Here is a 19575-nt window from a genome sequence, read left to right as displayed (position 1 = left end):
AACAGTTGCTGTGCACGCTGGTTAGAGAGGGTTCACCACGATCACTGGCACCCGGTGTCACCACACCGCCCGTGAGGGGACCTCCGCTTCAGCGACAACTACTGACAGGAACACTGCTCATCGGCGCCGGATTCAGGCGCTTCGCAGGATCCAAGGACGTCTCGCCCCTCTCGTAGCCGCGCCAGTTTCAGCCCCAGGTCGACGACCTCCTGTTCCAGGGTGATGATCCGCGCGGCAAGGTGGACGACAGCGGGCCAGTGAATGCCTCCCCTGGCGGTACATGTACCCGTCCGGCGCTGCCACAGGTCACAGGTTCGGGCAAGCCTGGCCGGCAGGTAGCCAAGCTGGTCGGTGCGCACCACTCTGGAGATGCCATGAGATTCGTCCCGAGAGCGGGCCTCAGGCGGGCCGGCCGCAAACGCGGCATCGAAGCCGACGCCGAACGGCTCCGCGAGGTCTTTCGCGCCGACTGGGCCCACCAGCCCACGCTGGTCGAGAAGGCTTTCCCTCAGCACCCGGACGCTGAAATCCTTCTCAGCTTCCCCGGCCTCGGTGTCCAGCTCGGCGCCCGGGTGCTCGCCGAGATCGGAGACGACCGGCAACGGTTCGCTGACGCCCGCGGCCTGAAGGCATACGCCGGGTCCTCGCCCATCACGAGAGCCTCCGGCAAGAAGTCGAGCATCACCCGCCGCTGGGTCAAGAACGACCGCCTGAACCACACCGGCTACCTCTGGGCCTTCTCCGCGATCACCGCCTCGTTCGGCGCCAAGACCCACTACCGGCGCCGCCGCGACCAAGGCGACTGGCACGCCGCTGCCCAGCGCAACCTCTTCAACCGCATGATCGGACAGCTCTACCACTGCCTCCAGCACAACCGGACCTCTGACGAGCCCCTGGCCTTCCCCGCAGCAGGAGCGATTCCAGAAGCAGTCGACGCCTGATCGTTCAGGCCCTCGCCGGACTATCCTCCCCGCGATGACTCTTCGCCAGTACACCTACTTCGCGATGTTCAGCTATCACGTTTCCGCTGCCGAGATGACGTCGCAGCTGGACATCACTCCCGATGAAGTGTCCGTTCGCGGCAGTCGGCACACCGATCCGCCAGTACCGGTCAACCACGTTTGGCAGATCGCTTGCCGAGACCCTGGCCTGCGCGTCGACGAACAGATCGCCCAGATCCTCAACAGGCTCCAACCACACACGGACCGGATCTCCGAGGTCGTCAGCCGCCTGGCCAACCACGGCGGCGGAGCTGTGCTCCAAGTCGTCCGCTACTTCAACGACATCAACCCGGACCAGTTGCCGTCGGACGCACCCAACCTCTTCGGCTGGCACCTGGACCGCAATGTCCTGGACTTCCTCACCGCCACCGGCGCCGAGCTCGACATCGACGAGTACGACATGACCCCAGGCGAGGACGCCGGCTGACGCCTCGCTCAGCACGACGGGCCGACACTCCCGCTGTTCGAACACGCCGACAACCGGCTTGACTCGCAAAGCGCCTGAGGTGTCTATGCGGTCACAGCACTAGAAGTGGACGAAGGCACCCCCATCTACCAGGCTCGGCCGGACAGCGAACCATCAGACACGATGTCCAAGGCGTGCACTGGCGCTCTGTCCATCCGGAAGAACGGTCCTATTGACCTGAGTCAGAGATTCGGTGGCAGTAGGCGGCGACTTTGTCGAGGATCTCGTCGGCGGTTTTGGTCCAGACGAAGGGCCGGGGGTGTTCGTTCCAGTCGGCGAGCCAGTCTCGGATGTCGCGTTCGAGGGCCTGGACGGAGCGGTGAACGCCGCGTCGGAGTTTCTTGGTTGTGAGCTCGGCGAACCACCGTTCCACCAGGTTCAGCCAGGACGAACCGGTGGGTGTGAAGTGCAGGTGGAAGCGGGGATGGGCCACCAGCCATTGTTTGATCGCGAGTGTTTTGTGGGTGGCGTAGTTGTCCAGGATCAGATGCACTTCCAGACCCGCCGGGACTTCCTTGTCGACCTTGACCAGGAACTTCTTGAACTCGGCGGCCCGGTGGCGTCGGTGGAGCGAGCCGATGACCTTGCCGGTTGCGGTGTCCAGGGCCGCGAAGAGGGTGGTGGTACCGGCCCGGATGTAGTCGTGGCTGCGGCGCTCGGGAACGCCCGGCATCATCGGCAGGACCGGCTGCGAGCGGTCCAGGGCCTGGATCTGGGACTTCTCGTCGACACACACGACCAGGGCCCGCTCCGGCGGGTCGAGGTACAGTCCGACCACGTCGCGGACCTTGTCGATGAACAGCGGGTTGGTGGACAGCTTGAACGTCTGCGAGCGGTGCGGGGCCAGCGCGAACGCCGCCAGATCCGCGAGATCGCCGACTGCGACATCCCGGTGGCCTGGGCCATCGACCTGGTCGACCAGTGGGTAGCGTTGGCCGGCTTTTCTTCCAGCGTCTTGACGATCACCGTTCAACATCGGCATCCGTGATAGTCCGTGGGACACCCGGTCTCGGCTCGTCACACATTCCGTCCAAGCCCCGCTCGAGGAAACGCCGACGCCAGGTGCGGACCGTCTCCGGAGCGATCCGCAACCGACGCGACACCTCCATGATCGAGTGACCCTCGGCGCACTCCAGCACGATCCGCGACCGCTGGGCCAACGCCTGCGCAGTCGATCGACGACGCAACCAGCTCTCAAGCACCCCTCGCTGAGCATCAGTTACCGACAACGGCGGGATCTTCGGGCCAGGACGATTCACACCCAACCAGCGAGAAATCTCTGACTCACGTCACTAGGTTCGTGCCACCGATTCCTAACGGTGGTTTGTTAGGCCGGGAGGTAGAGGTTAAGACGTCTGCCGGTGCCGACAGCGTTGATCAGGGCTTGGAGCTCGGTGGGCGGGGGCTTGGCTGTCCAGGCTTGCCAGTAGCGTTGCAGCGTGGCTCAGGGCGTCAGCCAGCCACGGACGGCCCGGAGGGCTTGGGGCCAGCAGGCCTGCTGGGTCTGGTGGGACGGAACAATGCCCCCTCTCTGGCCGGCTGGGCACCGGCTCCTCCCCATCCATGGCAGGTGGGGGCGGGGCGAACCAGGTGTCCCAGCAGAAGGCTCATCACTTCCTTCGCCAGCGTGTGCACCATCTGGGCGGTCAGCTTTTCCCCGGGGAGGCTGGTGTGCTGGCGGCCGGCGGCCTGGACGGCTGTCTCGGCGAGCCGGTCGGCGCGGAGGACCTTGCGGTTGCGGAGCCAGGTCTCCAGCCGCTTCGTGCCGATCCGGCGGAGGGCGGCCGGAGTCTGGTAGCCGGTCAGCAGGGTAAGTGGTCCGGTGTTAGTGAAGTCCAGCGCACGCTCCAGACCGGGAAAGATGCCGGCGAGCTGACCGCGGAGGCCGTTGACGGTGCGGGTGCGGTCGGCGACCAGGTCCATGCGACGCCCGGTGAGGATCTTGAGTTCCATGACGGTCTCGTCGCCGGTCCGTAAGGGGTGGAGGTCGCGTCGGATGCGGACCTGGTCGGCGATAACCGCGGGTCCTTGGCATCCGTCTTGCCTTCGCCGCGGTAACTCTCGGAGGCGCGGTGGATGGCTCGGCCGGAGATGTAGTGGACCGGCTGGTCATGGTCGAGAAACATCGTGATGGCGAGGGCTGCGCCGCCGTCGGCCAGATCGATGCCCCAGGTCACTTCGTCGCCCAGGGCCAGGACGTCGGCGAGGAGTTCGAGCAGTTCAGGCTCGTCGTTGGCGACGCGTCGGGATAGCAGCCGGCGGCCGCTCTCGTCGATCGCGACGCAGTGATGATGGGTCTTGCCTGCGTCAATGCCGGCCCAGATCGCGGCCATGTGCTGCCTCCGTACGGTGTGCTGCTGATACCTCCCGACGGACGACGTCGCTGTCGATTCCCTACGGAGCGATCATTCGCAATTCCTAATTGGCAGCCGAGTCGTCGTGGGGCGTCGGGCGGCCAATCGGCGCAAGCCACAAGCGGCAGAAGGTTGAAAGCCACACCCGACGCCCCTGGGTGGGCCAACCATACGAAAGGCTCGCCCTGTCCCGGACAAGAACGTAGGGAAGGTTGAGCGGGCATGCCTGGATCTGCACGTGACGAGGTGCGCGTGGATCGCCCGCCCGCGAGCGGTCCCGTACGCGTAGCCGCTCGAACGCTGCCGACCACTCCGTCGTCGGCAGCCGGCGGAGGGTCACCCCATCTGCGACTTAACGTGGTCGATGACCTCGTTGAACTCCTTCGTCGGCGAGAAGTCCATGTACTCACAGTCCTCAAGTGCTTCTGGAGCATGGCCAGGTGCCCAGTAGAACGCCTGCCCTGCCTCGTAGATCTCGTCCCCGTGTTTCGTCTGCATCTTCAGGCGCCCCTTGAACAGATATCCCCAGTGGGGGCACTGACACAGATCATCGGGCAGCCCCTTGACGGCCGGCGCCATGTCCGTGCCCTTGGGGAACTTCGCAAACGCGACGGTCACGTCTCCCCCGACTTCCTGCATGCGCAGCTCCACACCGCCGCCTTCGATCGCGATAGGAGCGTCGTTCCGCGTCGTTGTCGCCATAACTCCTCCGTTTCCGGTCCCTGCGGGACCTGGGAACTCGCTCCCCTCCAGCCTGGGCCCGATAGTTGCGCTGCGCGACATGTGGGGCGACAGCCGACGGATCTGACGACTCTCTCCTCTTGGCGCTCAACCTTCCCTATGTTGTTCTGCGGGACCGGGCGAGCCCTTCGTATGGTTGGCCCACCCAGGGACGGGCCTCCGCAGGCCACACCGTTACCGACAAGCGCGCTCGCCAGCTCCTGCGGGATCTGCGCCGGGACGGCGTCCTGGTGAAGACCGACGAGACCCGAGCGATCTACCGCACCGCGTCGTAACTGCGCACGGACGATGCACCACGAGCATTTCGGTGCCGAAGGCCGCTCTTACAGCAAAGAGAAACCCTTGGACATGGCAGCTCGGGAGCATCGGTGAAAGAGAAGGACGTCGTGTCGGTCGTTCTGACCGGCAGGGAGAACCGCGAGGTTCTGGCCGGGCTCATCGTGCCGACATGGACGAGGGGCGCGGCCCGACAGGAGCAGCCGGTCGTCATCTTCGTGGCAGGTCAGCCGGGCAGCGGAAAGACACGGCTTGCCGATCTCGTGCATACGGTGCTGGACCGGCGCGGCGGTGCGGTCCGGATCGGCAGCGACCTGTACAAGGGCGCGCACCGCCACTACCCGCGCCTCCTGGCCGAGGACGTCCGTACCGCGGGGGTCAAGACAAGGCCGGACACACGCCGCTGGCAGGCCGCGGTCGAAGAGCACGCCCGCAGTCACCGGTTCGACGCCGTGGTGGAGACCGCCCTGGCGGACCCCGACGAATTCCGGACGGCCGCTGCCGCCTATCGGCAGGCCGGCTACCGCATCGAGGTCGTCGCGCTCGCCACCCACGAGTCGCTCAGCCAACTCGGCCTGCTGGACCGCTACCTCAGCGAGATCCCCGCAGGTGGCGGACGGTATGTGTCCTGGGAGAACCACGACGGTTGTGCGAGGCGGCTGCTGACCACCCTGACTGCCGTCGAACAAGAGCGCCCGGCCGACCGCATCACCATCGTGCGCCGCGGCATGGAGGCGTTGTACGGCAACGAGCTCATCGACGGCTCCTGGAGCTGCCCGCCGGCCGCGGACAAGGCAGTCGCCGCCGAACGCTCACGCCCGTGGACCGCCCGTGGACCGCCCGGGAGACCGCCCAGTTCCGCCACGAGCTGTCCCGCGCCGAACGGCGCCTCCACCACGAGCAGGTGCCGCCCGACCGGCAACTGGCGGTCCACAGAGATGCCGAGCGCGCCTTCGCCCTCCCCAAGCCCGTGCGCAGGGTGGCCCAGGCCCGACCGGAGCCACCGGGCGTCGACTACCACCGCCTGTCGGCTGAGGAGCACCGGTGGACGTTCGAGGAGCTCATCGTCCCCTCGTACCTGAGCGACATCACCGCCCAGGAGCAGTCGGTGGTGACGTATGTGATGGGTCAGCCCGGTGCGGGGAAGTGGAGGGCCGCCAACCTCGTAAAGCGTGCGATGAGCGGCCGCGGCGTGATCCGGTTGTCGGGGGATGACTTCAAGGTGAACCACCCGGACTACCTCCAGCTCCTCATCGACAACCCGCGTGGCGCGGGGGCGGCGATCCGGGCCGACTACCGGGCCTGGATGGCCGAGGCTCAGGCGTACGTCCGGGCGCGCCGCGGTGACGTGCTGATCGAGGCCGCTCCGGGCAGCGTTGAGGAGTTCTGGCGCAGTGCGCGGCCCTTCTCGGATGCCGGCTACCGGATCGAGCTGGTCGTGCTGGCCGTGCTGGCCGTGCGGGAGGCGGACAGCCGGCAGGGCACAGCGCACCGCTACGCCCTGGTGACCAAGGGCGGTTTGCCTGGCCGTTTCACCTCCAAGGCGGGTCACGACACCTGCTACCGGGCCCTGGCCGACATCGTGCAGAGCACGGAGGCGGATCCGGCCGTCACGTCGCTGATGGTGCTGCGGCGGGATTTCCATGCGCTCTTCCGTAACGAGCGAGCAGCCGACGGCTGCTGGAAGGGGGCGGCGCGGGCCGCCCTGGCCCTTGCCTTGGAGCGGCGCAGCGCCTACACCGCACCGGAAGCCGCGCAGTTCGTCGCGCTCCACCACGCTCTGTGCAAGGCGTTGCCGCAGCACCGTGCGGAGCTGGAGGACATCGCCTCCCAGGCCCGCCTGATGCTGCCCGACCATCTGCGTCCACAGCCGCTTGCCCGGCCCCAGAGGACCAAGGTCCTCCTGCCCACGCCGACCGGGCAGCGAAGTGCGGCCTACTCCCCCATCAGCTCCGTATAGAGGGCCTCGTACTCGGCAGCGATCCGGGCCGCCTCCTCAGGCCCGGCATCCTCCCGGGCCCGCTGGTCAGCAACGGACTTCTGCAAGGCGGCCATCAGCTGCTCCAGCCGCGCGCTATCCGGAGCGCCGGACTGGCGTTCCTGGAAGATCGCCTGCCGGTACCAGCCGGCCACTGCGCGCACCTTCTCCAGCGCCGCGTCGTGATCAATGCTCTGCCGCTCGTCACCGGCGGGCGAGGTTTCGGAGTGGTCGGGCTCAGGGATACCGGCGTTGTCGTGCACAGAAAGCCAATCTCATGGTCGAGACAATCAGGTCATTCTTTGGCGAGCACGCCAAGCCCGGCAAGGCACCACCACCTGACGCCGCATAGGGGGTTGCGGAACCGCGGTGTTGGACCGTGCGTAAGCCCGCGCCGGACATGGTCGGGCGGCCGATGGAGCGTCGATGGATGGCGGGAACGTGCTGGCTGCAACCAGCCCGGCGTCTGAACAGTCCTGCGGTGTGTGACCTCAAACCTGCCCCGGCGCCGGACGGAACGGCGCGGCCTACGCCTTTGGCCCGTCGGCACCGCCCTCACTCTGACCTTCGCCACCGCGATCACCGTGGCCGCCGCGGCGTTCTTCACCGGGTGGGACCTGCTCGACGCCCAAGGCATCAAGCCCGAGCGCCGACTCACCTCAAGCACCCTTTTCGACCTGATGAAACTCTCTTTCGGCGTGGTCGCCGGAGCCGGTGCCCTGGTCGCCCTGGTCGTGGCCTACCGGCGCCAGCGCGTCGATGAGGACGGCGCCCTGCGCGATGCCACCCGCCTGCACACCGAGCGCTTCACCACCGCCGTCTCCCAGCTCGGCGAGGAATCCGCCGCCGTACGCCTGGGCGGCGTGCACGCCCTCGCCGGCCTCGCCAACGACGCCCCCACCCGCGACCTGCGCCAGACATGCATCGACGTCCTCTGTGCCTACCTCCGTCTGCCGTACACCGCCGAGGCCGACTTACCGTCGGGCAACGCGGATGCACGCCACGCGTACCTGGCCCTGCGGGAGGTCCGGCACACGGTGATCCGCCTCATCCGCGACCACCTCCGCCTCGCGCCCGAGCACCCCCACTCCTGGCAGGGCCACGACCTGGATTTCACCGGCGTCGTCTTCGACGGCGGGAACTTTTCCCTTGCGGTGTTCTCCGGCGACAGGGTCGACTTCCGCGACGCAAGGTTCTCCGACGGCATGGTCGACTTCGGCGGCGCGAGGTTCCTCGGTGGCATGGTCCACTTCAACGGTGCGGTGTTCTCCGGCGGCACGGTCCACTTTGACCACGCGGAGTTCTCCAGCGGCACGGTCACCTTCAGCGGCGCGGAGTTCTCCGGCGGCACGGTGGCCTTCGACCACGCGAAGTTCTCCGGCGGCACGGTGATCTTCAGGGGCGGTGAGTTCTCCGGCGGCACGGTCCGCTTCGACCGCGCGGAGTGCGGCACGGTTGACTTCGTCGACGCGAGGTTCACCGGCGGCACGGTCGACTTCTCTGATGCGGACGGGGTCGCGCCGTCTGGCCTGGTGCCTTCGGGCGGACAGCCTCTGCCGAACGGGCTGAGCTTGCCTCAGGCGTGGTGCCCGTCGACACCCTGACGGCACACGGATCCTGCGTCCAGCGTGGGGTGCGGATCCATGCGATAGCACCCGACCGGTCTTGCCGATGGTTTCGGGACGTCCCTTGTGCCCAACTACGCGGCACGGGGGGCCAGTCGGGCGTAGGTTGGGGGCCAGGTGATCATCAAGGGGGCGCTGTGGCAGGTCGGGATCTTCGCGCGTTGTTCGGCTCGAACGACCGGCGGCTGTCCGCGGACGAGGCGTTTACGAACCGGCAGGGTCAGTGGCAGACGGTCGCGGACGCGCTCACCGAGCACCTGCGGCACATCGCCGCCCCCGGCTTCAACGTCGAAGACGTCGAAGCGCCCAGGCGTAACGTTCTCGTCTTCCATGGCGTGGGCGGCATCGGGAAATCAACCTTGTCGCGCAAGCTGGAGGCTGCTCTCGCCGGCGCTGAGCAGCGTCCCGCTCAGTGGGGCGAGCCGACCTGGCCCGACGGCCCGTCGATCCTGCCGGTACGGATCGACCTCTCCCGCTCTGTCGGCACCGACTTCGAACGCGTCATCCTCACCATCCGGCTCGCGCTCGCCGAACTGGGGCGCCCGCTGCCCGCCTTCGACCTCGCTCTCCGCCGCTACTGGGAGCAGCAGCATCCGGGCGAACCGCTGGAGGAGTATCTGCGCCGCGGCGGCCTGGCAGGCCGGTTCGGCAAGGCGATGCCGCAGCAGATGCAGTCCGCGCTCAGCGACGTTGCCCAGGCGCTGCTGCTGCCCGGAACGGTCGGCTCTGTCGTCGGCCAGGTGACCGGCTCGCTGGTGCGTGCCCTGCGCGAGCGCCGCCAGACCGTACGCGCCCTCGCCGGCTGCACGCGTTTGGCCGACTTGCTGGAGGCCGAGCCTGACCTGGACAGCCTCTCCTACTACCCGCACCTGCTGGCCTGGGAGCTCGCCCAGCTTCCCACCGACAAGAAGGTCGTTCCGGTGATCCTGCTGGACACCTTCGAGGACATCGGCGACCGCACGCACCGCGACTTCGAGCGTCTCCTTCAGCGCGTGGTGTGGCTCATGCCGAACGCGTTCTTCGTTGTCACGGGCCGCTCCCGGCTGCAATGGGCCGACGAAGGCCTCCAGGGCCAGCTCAACTGGACGGGACCGGCGGCCTGGCCCGGCCTTGCCGCCCACGACATCCCGGTGCCCCGCTCCGCCTCGTCGGCTGCGGCGCTCGGCCGGCAGATCCTGATCGGCGACTTCAGCCGTGAGGACTGCGAGGACTACCTCGCCCGCCGCCTCACGCGGGACGGACAACCTCTCATCAGCGAGGACCTGCGTAGGAGCATCGCCGCCAGCTCCTACGGCCTGCCCCTCTACCTCGACCTGGCGGTGATGCGGTTCCTGGAGATCCGACGAACCGGCCGCACACCGGAGTTCTCGGACTTCGTAGGCGACTTTCCCGATCTGATCGCCCGCACCCTGTCCGACCTCACCCCCGAAGAGCGGCACGTCCTGCGCGCCGTCGCGCTGTTCGACGCCTTCGACCTGGACCTGGCGACCCGGGCCGCGGGCCTTACCCGCCAGGCGCCCGCACTCCGTCTCGTGCAGCGACCCTTCGTCCTGGAGAACCCCTTCGGCCTGTGGCGCTACCACCTCCACGCCCGAATCCGGTCCACCATCCGCACCGTCCAAGACCCCACGGACGACCGCTGGTCACCGGACGACTGGGCCGAAGCCGCCGAACGCGCCTTCACCGCACTCGGCCGGCAGTGGGCTGCAGGCAGCGGTCGGCCGCTGCTGGTCGGCTGCCTGCGTCAAGGGCTGCCCCTCGCCCGCGACTTCCGCCTTGACCTCGGCTGGCTCACCGACGCCGCCTTCGCCTACGTCAGCGACTCCATCTGGGAACCCCTCGTCCAGCCCACATCCATCGGCCAGGCAGCGGGAGTCCACACGGCTGCTGACGCACTGGCCGAGCTGCTCAACACCCTCGCCCGTCGACAGCACGAGCACCGCGGCCGCACCGTGCAGCGGCTCAGTGCCGTGATCGACACCGGCCAGTTGCCGGACGAGCTGCATCAGATGGCCATCTACTACCGGGCCAAAGCCCACCGTGATCTTGGCCGCTCCGAAGACTCGCGGCACGGAATGGAGTACGTCGCCGACCGTGGTGGCCGCCTCGCGCCTCGCGCCCGCCGCGGCCTGGCACACCTTGCCCGCCTCGCCGGCGACTTCCCCACCGCCCTCGCCACCGCCGATACGCTCGGCTGGGACGGCCGCCAACATCGCGTGCGCGGAGACATCTGGTGGCCCCACGGCGACATGCACCGAGCAGCCGCCGCGTATGAAACCGCTCGCACCGAAGCCGAGGAACACGGCATCGCCGGCGAACGCGCCACCAGCCAGGCCCAACGCGCCTTCGCCCTCGCCTTCATGAGCCCCGACCAAGCCGCCGACGAAATCGAGCTGGCCGAACAACTCCTGACCGGGCTCGTCCTGCGCGTGACCAGCGCGACCGTCCGCATCGCCGCGCTCATCCGCGACGCCGGCACCACCCAGGACATCGAAAACCGGGCCGAGCTGCTGCGCACCGAGATCGGTCTCGCCGGCGTCACCATCGCCGAGCCCATCCTCGAACTCGCCCTGTGCTTCCACCACGCCGTCCTGGGCGCCGACCACGCAGTGTCCGCCTCGATCACCCGCCTGAACGACCTCACCCGCAGCGGCGACTATGCGTACTACGTCGACATCGCCCGCTTCATGGCCGGCCTTCCCCTCGATGCGCCCTCACCAGCACGGTGGCTTGATGGAGAACAGCCCACCCGCCAGCGGTGGCGGGACCTGGTCGCCGCCCGGCGCGATCACCTGCGCGCCGCGCTGTGAGTACCTGAACGGCGATCGTCCCGATCGGAGTACGGCACTAGCCGGGGCTCCCTAGGGTTGTGGCCATGGCGAGGCGCAGGGGGGCGGGTGGTGTGTCGTGGCGCACGCTGGTGCTCGTACTCGGGCTGAACGCGTTGGCCTGGTTGCTGGTCTGGGTGGGAGTCGCCGGAATCCGCAGGGATTTGGCGGCAGCCGGGGTGGTGGCCGGGATCGTCGCGACGCTGTTGGCGGCCCCCATGCTGGCAGTGGGACTGTGGACCTGGTGGCGGCGCACAGCCGGACCCCAACTGGCTCCCACGGGCGAGGAGATTGACCAGGCCAAGGACATGCTGGCCGGTTTGGTGGCTGAGCAGTGGCGGGCCGAGGCGGTGCTGCGGTCGCTGGACGACCCGGTCCCGATCCCCGTGCACTGGCGGATTGCCCGCCGGGCTGACCTGATGGACCATCCCGCCAACCTCACCCCTGGTGTACTGCTATCGGTGTCCAGCGGCGACATCGGCGGCCTGGTGGGAGAGTTCCGTCGGATGGAGCGCCGACGGCTGGTGGTCCTGGGTGGACCGGGGGCGGGCAAGACCACGCTTGCGGTGCAGATGGTGCGTGAGTTACTGGCTTCCCGGGAAGGCCATGGGGACGATCCGGTGCCGGTGCTGGTGTCGGCGGCCGGGTGGGACACGGGGCGCTATCCAAGGCTGCAGGAGTGGATCAGCGACCGACTGGCCACCGACTATCCCGCGCTGCGCGCTCCCGGTCTCGGCTCCGACATGGCGGCGGTGCTGGCCAGGCGAGGGCACATCCTGCCGATTCTGGACGGCCTGGACGAACTGCCCCCGCCTGCCCAGGCGGAGGTGATCACCGCACTCAACGGATCCCTGGCCGACACCGACCAGCTCATCCTCACCAGCCGTACCGCCGAGTTTGCCCACGCCCTCCAGCAGGCCGGGGACGCGCTCACCTCGGCCCTGGTGATTGAACCCGACCCCCTCACACCGACCGTGGCTGCCGACTACCTCGAACGCTGCTTGCCGCCCCGTCCGGCCCCGGCCTGGGAACGCATTCTCCGGGAACTTCGCACACCCGACCTCGCCCGCCCCGTCGCGGCGTTGGCCGACCTGGCCGCCACTCCGCTGGGGCTGTGGCTGCTGCGTACCGTCTACGTCACCCCTGGTGCCGATCCTGCCCCGCTGCTGGACCCCGGCCGCTTCCTCGACGCCCCAGCCCTGCGCGCTCACCTGTTCGACCACCTAGTCGGCAGCCTGATCACCACCCGCCCGCCCGGCGAATACCCCACCGAGGTTTTCCGCCCGAGCACTCGCCATGACCCCGACCAGGTCCGCCGATGGCTGGGCTTCCTGGCCCACTACCTCCACACCAGTGGCACTCGCGACCTCGCCTGGTGGCAACTGGCCCGCAACACCGACGCTCTCGCCCCCAAAACCCGTATCGCCTTAGGCGCTTTCACCGCGCTCGCCTTCGCGGTCCTGATCGTGCTCCTCACTGCGCTGACGGGGGCGGGCGCGTCCATGGAAGGACAGATCTTCGAGAACGGACTGACGGCCGTCGTCTTCGCGGGGATACCGATCGGATTCGCCGTCGGGCTCCTGGTCGGCCCCGCAGCCGCGGTCGCGGCCGGTGCCTGGGCGCGGGAGGAACCGGGCTTCCTCAATCTCCGCCTCCGCGGCCGTCTGACCCTGCTGCTCCGGAGATTCGCCGTCGAGATCCCGTCGGGCTTCGCTTTCGCCTCCGTGCTCGGGACCACGGTCGTGTTCGTGACCGAACTGCCGGAATACCTCTCCGGGACCGGAAGCGCGCCCGGCGAAAGACTCGGCGAGGCGCTTGTTCTCGGAGGCACGGTTGGGCTCTGGGCCGGTCCGGTGGTCGGAATCGCGAGAGGGGTGGTCTCCTGGGCAGAAACCCCGACTCCGGAAGAAATTGCAAGTACTCCACCGGTCAACTGGCGGGCCGACCGCGCCCTGAACCTCCTGCGCGTCGGGACGTCCGGGATTGCGGTCGGGATCCCGACCGGGGTGCTGTTCGGAACCGATTACATCGGAATCGCGTATGAGGGCGGGTTCGAGGAAAGAGTCTGGATCGGCCTCATGTTCGCCCTCGTCTTCGGATCCGTCTCCGGGTTCGTGAACGGGCTGGTGCTCGGAAGGCACCGGGCGTGGTTTGCCTACCTGGCGGCCACCCGCCGTCTGGCGGCGAGGGGCCGGCTGCCCCGTCGGCTGATGGCGTTCCTGGACGACGCCCATCGCCTCGGCCTGCTGCGGGCCGTTGGACCGATCTACCAGTTCCGGCACGCCGAGATGCAGGACCACCTGGCTGCCTGGTACACGGGGCAGGCGTCCCCGGCGGCCGCAGGCGACACCGCCGGTGTCCCGTCGGCGGCCGTCCCGTGATCAATCCCCCTGTCCTGCCTGGTGATCAACCGGTCACGGCCGTAACCCGCTGGCTCAGATCTGCGCGATCAGCGTCGTGCGCCGCTCCCACGAACTCGTGCAACTCGCTCGTGCCGTACCTGCCTCCGCGGCCCAACAACTAATCAGTGAGGTACGGCCGTCGGTTCTCTTCGAGGACTGGGCGCACGCCGCCTCGCTCATCCCGATCAGTCTGTGGCCAGTCTTCGGCTTCCGACGGCGCAACACATGCCAAAAGGATGGAACGGCCCGACAGTCGGCCCCACTGCGGTTGACTACGTCCGGGCTGTCATCACCGATCGCGGTGCGGTCACCATCAACGCACTGCGGCCCTGCCGGATCCGGCAGGGCCGCAGTCGTCTGCTGCTGTGATCAGGGGGTGAGGTCCAGTACGCGGACCGGCTCCCCCGCCCACCGGTGCGGGGCGGTGGTGGCGATGATCGCGCCGTCGGGACGGTCCGGGGTGGGCTGCGCCGCGTACTGGCTGTGCGCAGCGGCCCAGGTCTCCTGCCGCGCGACGGCCAGGGCGGCAGCCAGGTCCAGATCGAGGACAGTGATGTCAGGGAGGGAGGCCAGATGCTCGGCTGTGCCGGGCCGGGCGCGATCGGCTTCGACTAACGCGCACGCCGGGGCGTACAGAAACCAGTCAGCTTCGGCGTGGGCGCGGTGGATCAGGCGTGAGGCGAGGACGTTGCCCTGGCCGGCTGCGGCCATCGCGGTGTCGTCCAGGACGATGTGCATGGCGTCGCTCACCGGCCGGTCACCTGGGCCAGGCGCCGGTCCAGCTCGCTGTCCAGGTCCTGCTCCTCGGCCGCGGTCGGGGCGTAGCCGTTCCATTCCTTCAACGCGGCCAAGGCCTTCTCGGCCCGCTCGGCCCGCTCGGCCGGAGTCAGCAGCGTCTCAGCGAGACGGGCGAGATACGCGCGCAGCGACAGACCTTCAGCGGCAGCTATAGCGGCCAGCCGGTCCTTGGCTTCCTCGGGGATACGGACGTTGGCATCGGACATCGTCGTGCTCCTTCCCATCCCGCCAGGGTACGGGTACGTACCCGTACCCGTACCCGTCACGTGAACTATTCCAGTTCCAACCCTGCTACGTGGCCCCCGGCACCCTGCCCGCTCGGGGGCCTCTGCTGTCGTTACTGGTCGGTCTGCCGGGCGTCGTAGCGTGCTCGCGCGCCGTCGACCTCATCAGTTTTGTCGGCGGCCCAGTCACGCACCTGAGACAGCAGGCCGTACAGGCCTTGGCCGAGTGGGGTCAGCTCGTAGTCGACCCGTACCGGCACAGTCGGTGTGACCGTCCGTTTCACCATGCCGTCGCGCTCGAGCATGCGCAGGGTCTGGGTGAGCATCTTCTGGCTGACACCCGGTATCTCGCGGCTGATGTGGCTGTATCGCATCGCGTCGCCGTGTGCGCCGAGGGTGCACATCGTCAGGCTGACCCACCGGTTGCTGATCGTCGAGAGCAAGGCCACCGCGGGGCAGTCATGCATGTATGCCTCGTACGTGCCGGGCTCTATCCGGCGCGCCGACCTCGCCGTGGTGGTCATCCATCTCTCCCGTCAGGGGCGTAACGCACTTTGGAGTGCCTACTTACCAATCGATCGTAACTCACCTAGCGTTCGTAGCATTCGGATCAGACAAGGAAAGAACAGGCATCATGCGCGCAGCAGTCGTCAAGAAGGTCGGTGGACCTGAGGCCGTCGAGGTCCTGGAGGTCCCCCTCCCGGAACCAGGTCCCTTGGAGGTCCGCATCAAGGTCGCGGCCGCAGCACTCAATCCCGCCGACGCCGCCGTGTGGGCCGGGGTCTTCCGGCCGTTGGAGGAGGTCGAATACACCGGTCTCGGTCTGGATGCTGCCGGGACGGTCGACGCGGCCGGCCCGGGTGTCCTCCTGGAGGTCGGAACCCCGGTGATCGCGTTCGATGCCCCCGTGCTCCGCCCGACGAAAGCCCAGGCCGAGTACCTTGTGACCGACGTCAACTCCATCGCCCCCGCCCCGCAGGGTATGGACCTGACGCTCGCGGCGACGATCCCCCTCAACGCGATGACCGCCTCACTGGCCCTGGACCACCTCCCCTTGCGCCCCCGCGACACCCTGCTCGTCACGGGCGCCGGCGGGGCCGTTGGCGGCTACGCCGTCGAGTTGGCCAGGACACGGGGCGTGCGGATCGTTGCGCAGGGGCGGCCTGAGGACGAGGAGTTCCTCCGCGGTCGTGGCGCCACCTGGTTCGTGCCGCGCGACGAAGAGCTGAGCGAGGCGGCGCGCCGGTTCGTGCCGGAGGGCGTGGACGGAGTGCTCGACGCGGCGGCGCTGGGCGCCCCCGCGCTGGCGGCTGTCCGCGACGGCGGCATCTTCGTGAGCGTGAGGAGTGACGTGCTGCCGGCGCCGCAGCGGGGCGTGATGGTGCGACACACGACCGCCGGTCCCGAAGCGACCCGCCTCGCGTACCTCTCCGCGCTCGCCGAAGTGGGCGTGCTGACGCCGCGCGTGGCGCAGGTCTACCCCCTGTCGCAGGCCGCGGAAGCCCACGCCCAGCTCGCCCGGGGCGGTCTGCGCGGTCGGATCGTGCTCGTGCCGTGAGCGCCGAGACCGACCCCGACGACTCCGGAAGGAAGCCGATCGTGCAGCAAGCCCCTTTGGTCACCGCAGCGACCAGGATCTCCGCTCCGGTGGAGGACGTGTGGCGCGTGCGGAGACGGAAGTACGGGCGAGGGTACTCAGGCGCGTACGGATCTCGGGTAGAGGCGCCGGTCACCCGCGCTGCTTCAGGGCCGGGGTCAGCTCGGGCGAACAGGGCCCCTGCCGGAGTCCGGCAGGGGCTTTGATCGGCGTGGACCTGGGGGGATTTGAATCCTTGGCCCCTCGATGCGAACTCCCGGCGGGGCGGTTGCTGAGGTCCGTTGGACTGGTCAGCCGTGGGCCTGTGGCCGATGCCAGTCGGCTGTGGTCGTACGGCGCCGCTGTACGGCCGGACTCAGTAACCACTGGGTTAGGAGTTCGATCACCGGTGCGGATCGTTCCTGTGCCTCGGAGCCTTCCGTGCCGTCAGCGCTGGTGGGGCTTGTGGTGGGGCTTGTGATGGTGGTTCTGGCAGCGTTTCTTGGGCTGGATGGTGGTGGGGTCGGTGGCGGTGTGGGTGGCACTGTCGCCGCCCCCGGTGACCGTGGCGGTGTTGGTGCCTCGGCTCAGAGCCTTGCAGGACACGTCGGCCTTTAGCGTGATCGGCGGGTAGTTGCTCCCGGCGGCCAGCGCGTCACTGCGGGTGCAGGTGAGGGTGGCAAGGGTGCAGTTCCATCCGGAGCCACTGAGGTCGGCGGCGGTGAGCCCTTCCGGCAGGGTGTCGTGCACGGTGACCGTGCTGCCGTCGGTCGCGCCGGGCCCCTCGTTGCCGACCGTGATGGTGTACGTGCCCTTGCCGCCTTGGGCGAATTTCCCGTTGTGGGTCTTGTCGATGGTCAAGGAGGGCTGCTGGGGAATGCTGCCGCCGTCCTGGTAGCGGGCCAGCGCGAATTCGAAAGCGCCGCCCGAGAAGTCAAGGCCGGCGGCGATGATCTTGCCGTCGGCCTGCAGCGCCACCGCGCGAGCCTCGTCGGTGCCGCCGAAGTTGGTGGTCACCTTGCCGCCGGTGCCGAAGGTGGAATCCAGGCTGCCGTCGGTGTTGTAGCGAGCCAGCGCGAAGTCGGCGGTGCCCGAGGTGCTAACGCCAGCGGCGATGATCTTGCCGTCGGCCTGCAGCGCCACCGCGCGAGCCTCGTTGCCGCCGCCGAAGTTGGTGGTCACCTTGCCGCCGGTGCCGAAGGTGGAATCCAGGCTGCCGTCGGTGTTGTAGCGAGCCAGCGCGAAGGCGATACCGCCCGCGCTGCCGACGGCGACGATCTTGCCGTCAGCCTGCACCACCACCCCGAAAGCCACGTCGAAACTGCCGCCGAAGTCGGTGGTCACCTTGCCGCCGGTACCGAACGTGGTATCCAGGCTGCCGTCGGTGTTGTAGCGGGCCAGCGCGAAGTCGAAAAAGGTGCTGCCCGAGAAGTCAAGGCCAGCGGCGATGATCTTGCCGTCAGCCTGCACCACCACCCCGAAAGCCAGGTCGCCGCCGCCGCCGAAGTCGGTGGTCACCTTGCCGCCGGTGCCGAAGGTGGAATCCAGGCTGCCGTCGGGGTTGTAACGGGCCAGCGCGAAGTCGATGGTGCCGCCCGAGTCGCTCTGGCCGACGGCGATGATCTTGCCGTCGGCCTGCACCGCCACCCCCCGAGCCTCGTTGTCAGTGCCGCCGAAGTTGGTGGTCACCTTGCCGCCGGTGCCGAAAGTGGGATCCAGGTCGCCCGGGGCGGCCAGCGCGACTCCGGGGCAGAACAGCACGAGCGCCGCGCCCAGGGCCGCTACCGCCCCCACCCGGTTGTTCCTCGACCGCTGCCAGCCTGGGGCACGTCTGCTACGTCGTCTGAACGCGAAGCGCAGACCAGGAAAAAACGTAGACATGGCCATGCAAGCTGCCTTCCATGTTCGGGCCGCCACGTGCCACCGCAGCCAGCGGTCATGCCAGTGACGACATTTCTCGCGGGTGCCTCTTGCACCCGCTCGGGAGGCAGACTGCAGCAGGATGGCGCGCCGACCCCGGGGCGCTCACAACCACCGCTTTCGTTCACCCTGATGGCGCTTCATGAATTCGGCCAAGCGGCGCCCCGCAGCACCTGACGGCCCAGTCCCCTTCGTATCCGCCGGGCCGTGCCGGCGACAGCCGAGGCGGACTGCGGCCTGGTGCTTTCGTCTTCGCCGGAACCGTCGGCATGTACTTCCTGGGCTGGGAGCTGTGGTGCAAGCCTGAGGACGAGAAAACCCCACCGCCGTCTGAATCTGCCGCCTGTCACCCTGCACGAAACCCCACCTTTCGTCCCAACTCATCGTGACATCTGCGGTGTTGGCCCCATAGGTGATCGCTCTGTTCAAGGGAGCAGGCTGCGCGACAGCAGCCGCCCGACGGCGCTGCGCGCGGGGCCGGTTGATCGACCGGCGCCGCCTTCGGCTTCGGGAACGCCCGTCGGCTGAGCTCGCGCATGGCTCGGTTCTGCCGCTCGACTGCTGCCGCGATGCCCGGATCCACCCCCTGTGCAGGGGTGACGGCCTGGAGCGCTTCGAGAACCCGAACGGGCCCCCCGGGGGCAGGGGCGCCGTGGCGGAACTGGGCGAGCTTGTCGTTCTTGTACAGGTGGTGGGTCGCCCCCAAGACGCGCTCGCTCCCAGCGGGCGGAAGGCTGGTCACCGGCTGGACGAGGTGTGGTGGATCAGGCCCCGCTCCGGTGCGCGCCGGCGTATGCAGGGGGCGGTCCGGCCACTTCTGACAGGTTACTTTCGCCCTGCGCTCGGTTTCGACCGTCCATGGTCGCCCCATCGCCCGTATTAGCGTCCGGGAACGTTCACCAACCGCAATCGCCCCATTAACGGACAGCGTTCGCGGGCACGAGACGGCTCCGGCACGGCGCCAACCAGGACCAGAGCCGACTCGCCCACTCGGAACCTTCAAGCACGGAGGGCGCAGTGCCTCCTGAATACATGTCCCGACGACTGCCACAAAGCACCTGGCCGGGGCGGTCTGACCGTAGCATCCCTCGCCGACACGCCGCCGAAACCCTTGACCTGCGTGACAATTAAGTCAACGTCCAACTGGGGCCGTTCGTTGTTATGCCAGTCCTCGGCATCATCCTCATTTTCCGCCCCGAACTCCTAGAAGTGAGCCTCGCGGTGACAGCCGCAGCGATCGCCTCGTTGCGCCGCTCTCACGTGCGCTACCGGCGCCTTCGCGCCGCCTGACGCTCTGACGGCTGCCGGGCCGCGAACCTGCCGGCCCGGCAGCCCGACTCTCGCTGTGACGCCGCGCGCACAAGATCGCGGCACTGAGCGCCTGCG

At 68.4% G+C, this 19575-nt stretch carries 13 protein-coding genes and 3 pseudogenes; 8 read left to right on the top strand and 8 right to left on the bottom strand.

Going from position 1 to position 19575, the window contains the following annotated elements; translation table 11 throughout:
- Positions 1-389 precede the first annotated feature (389 nt).
- Together ACFWDI_RS26515 and ACFWDI_RS26510 are read left to right on the top strand one after the other, a co-directional pair.
- Positions 390-941 (top strand): annotated as a pseudogene (locus ACFWDI_RS26515) (transposase); the annotation flags it as partial.
- 34 nt (positions 942-975) lie between these two features.
- On the top strand, positions 976-1428 hold the full coding sequence (locus ACFWDI_RS26510; protein ID WP_385307422.1) for a DUF4279 domain-containing protein: 453 nt from the start codon (positions 976-978) through the stop codon (positions 1426-1428).
- 208 nt (positions 1429-1636) lie between these two features.
- On the opposite strand, the pseudogene ACFWDI_RS26505 reads toward ACFWDI_RS26510, so the two are convergent.
- The 3 genes and pseudogenes from ACFWDI_RS26505 to ACFWDI_RS26495 form a co-directional block, all read right to left on the bottom strand.
- Positions 1637-2726: pseudogene (locus tag ACFWDI_RS26505) on the bottom strand (IS630 family transposase).
- A gap of 343 nt (positions 2727-3069) precedes the next feature.
- Positions 3070-3800 (bottom strand): annotated as a pseudogene (locus ACFWDI_RS26500) (IS110 family transposase); the annotation flags it as partial.
- Between the two features lie 357 nt (positions 3801-4157).
- Positions 4158-4523: a hypothetical protein gene (locus ACFWDI_RS26495; protein ID WP_385307421.1), complete on the bottom strand. Its 366-nt coding sequence runs from the start codon at positions 4521-4523 to the stop codon at positions 4158-4160.
- A gap of 425 nt (positions 4524-4948) precedes the next feature.
- On the opposite strand from ACFWDI_RS26495, the gene ACFWDI_RS26490 reads away from it, so the two are divergent.
- Together ACFWDI_RS26490 and ACFWDI_RS26485 are read left to right on the top strand one after the other, a co-directional pair.
- Complete coding sequence (locus ACFWDI_RS26490; protein WP_385307419.1) at positions 4949-5920, top strand: zeta toxin family protein; 972 nt, start codon at positions 4949-4951, stop codon at positions 5918-5920.
- 41 nt (positions 5921-5961) lie between these two features.
- Positions 5962-6798 carry a zeta toxin family protein gene (locus ACFWDI_RS26485; protein WP_385307534.1) on the top strand — a complete coding sequence of 279 codons (837 nt, stop codon included), beginning with the start codon at positions 5962-5964 and terminating at the stop codon, positions 6796-6798.
- Here ACFWDI_RS26485 and ACFWDI_RS26480 read toward each other — a convergent pair.
- Positions 6774-7079: a hypothetical protein gene (locus tag ACFWDI_RS26480; RefSeq protein WP_385307418.1), complete on the bottom strand. Its 306-nt coding sequence runs from the start codon at positions 7077-7079 to the stop codon at positions 6774-6776. The genes ACFWDI_RS26485 and ACFWDI_RS26480 overlap by 25 nt on opposite strands.
- Before the next feature lie 222 nt (positions 7080-7301).
- Between ACFWDI_RS26480 and ACFWDI_RS26475 the strand changes: the two genes are divergently transcribed.
- The 3 genes from ACFWDI_RS26475 to ACFWDI_RS26465 all read left to right on the top strand — a co-directional run bounded on the left by ACFWDI_RS26475 (position 7302) and on the right by ACFWDI_RS26465 (position 13650).
- Entirely contained in the window at positions 7302-8420 is a 1119-nt protein-coding gene (locus ACFWDI_RS26475; protein WP_385307417.1) for a pentapeptide repeat-containing protein, read from the top strand.
- 158 nt (positions 8421-8578) lie between these two features.
- Positions 8579-11251, top strand: coding sequence for an ATP/GTP-binding protein (locus tag ACFWDI_RS26470; RefSeq protein ID WP_385307415.1), 2673 nt, complete (start codon positions 8579-8581; stop codon positions 11249-11251).
- A 65-nt stretch (positions 11252-11316) separates the two neighbouring features.
- Positions 11317-13650: an NACHT domain-containing protein gene (locus tag ACFWDI_RS26465; protein WP_385307414.1), complete on the top strand. Its 2334-nt coding sequence runs from the start codon at positions 11317-11319 to the stop codon at positions 13648-13650.
- Between the two features lie 390 nt (positions 13651-14040).
- On the opposite strand, the gene ACFWDI_RS26460 is transcribed toward ACFWDI_RS26465, so the two are convergent.
- The 3 genes from ACFWDI_RS26460 to ACFWDI_RS26450 all read right to left on the bottom strand — a co-directional run bounded on the left by ACFWDI_RS26460 (position 14041) and on the right by ACFWDI_RS26450 (position 15217).
- A complete protein-coding gene (locus tag ACFWDI_RS26460; protein WP_385307532.1) occupies positions 14041-14409 on the bottom strand; it encodes a hypothetical protein in 369 nt (122 codons plus the stop codon).
- Between the two features lie 8 nt (positions 14410-14417).
- On the bottom strand, positions 14418-14675 hold the full coding sequence (locus tag ACFWDI_RS26455; RefSeq protein ID WP_351461799.1) for a hypothetical protein: 258 nt from the start codon (positions 14673-14675) through the stop codon (positions 14418-14420).
- A gap of 131 nt (positions 14676-14806) precedes the next feature.
- Positions 14807-15217 carry a winged helix-turn-helix transcriptional regulator gene (locus tag ACFWDI_RS26450; RefSeq protein ID WP_385307413.1) on the bottom strand — a complete coding sequence of 137 codons (411 nt, stop codon included), beginning with the start codon at positions 15215-15217 and terminating at the stop codon, positions 14807-14809.
- A gap of 110 nt (positions 15218-15327) precedes the next feature.
- Here ACFWDI_RS26450 and ACFWDI_RS26445 point away from each other — a divergent pair, with 110 nt between their 5' ends.
- On the top strand, positions 15328-16251 hold the full coding sequence (locus ACFWDI_RS26445) for a zinc-binding dehydrogenase (RefSeq protein ID WP_385307411.1): 924 nt from the start codon (positions 15328-15330) through the stop codon (positions 16249-16251).
- A gap of 465 nt (positions 16252-16716) precedes the next feature.
- Here ACFWDI_RS26445 and ACFWDI_RS26440 read toward each other — a convergent pair whose 3' ends face one another.
- On the bottom strand, positions 16717-18063 hold the full coding sequence (locus ACFWDI_RS26440; RefSeq protein ID WP_385307410.1) for a hypothetical protein: 1347 nt from the start codon (positions 18061-18063) through the stop codon (positions 16717-16719).
- Positions 18064-19575: the final 1512 nt, after the last annotated feature.

The sequence above is a fragment of the Streptomyces sp. NPDC060064 genome (genome assembly GCF_042736455.1).
GTDB lineage: Bacteria > Actinomycetota > Actinomycetes > Streptomycetales > Streptomycetaceae > Streptomyces.
Note: the sequence above shows the minus strand (reverse complement) of the source record. Positions and strands in the feature narration are given on the sequence as shown.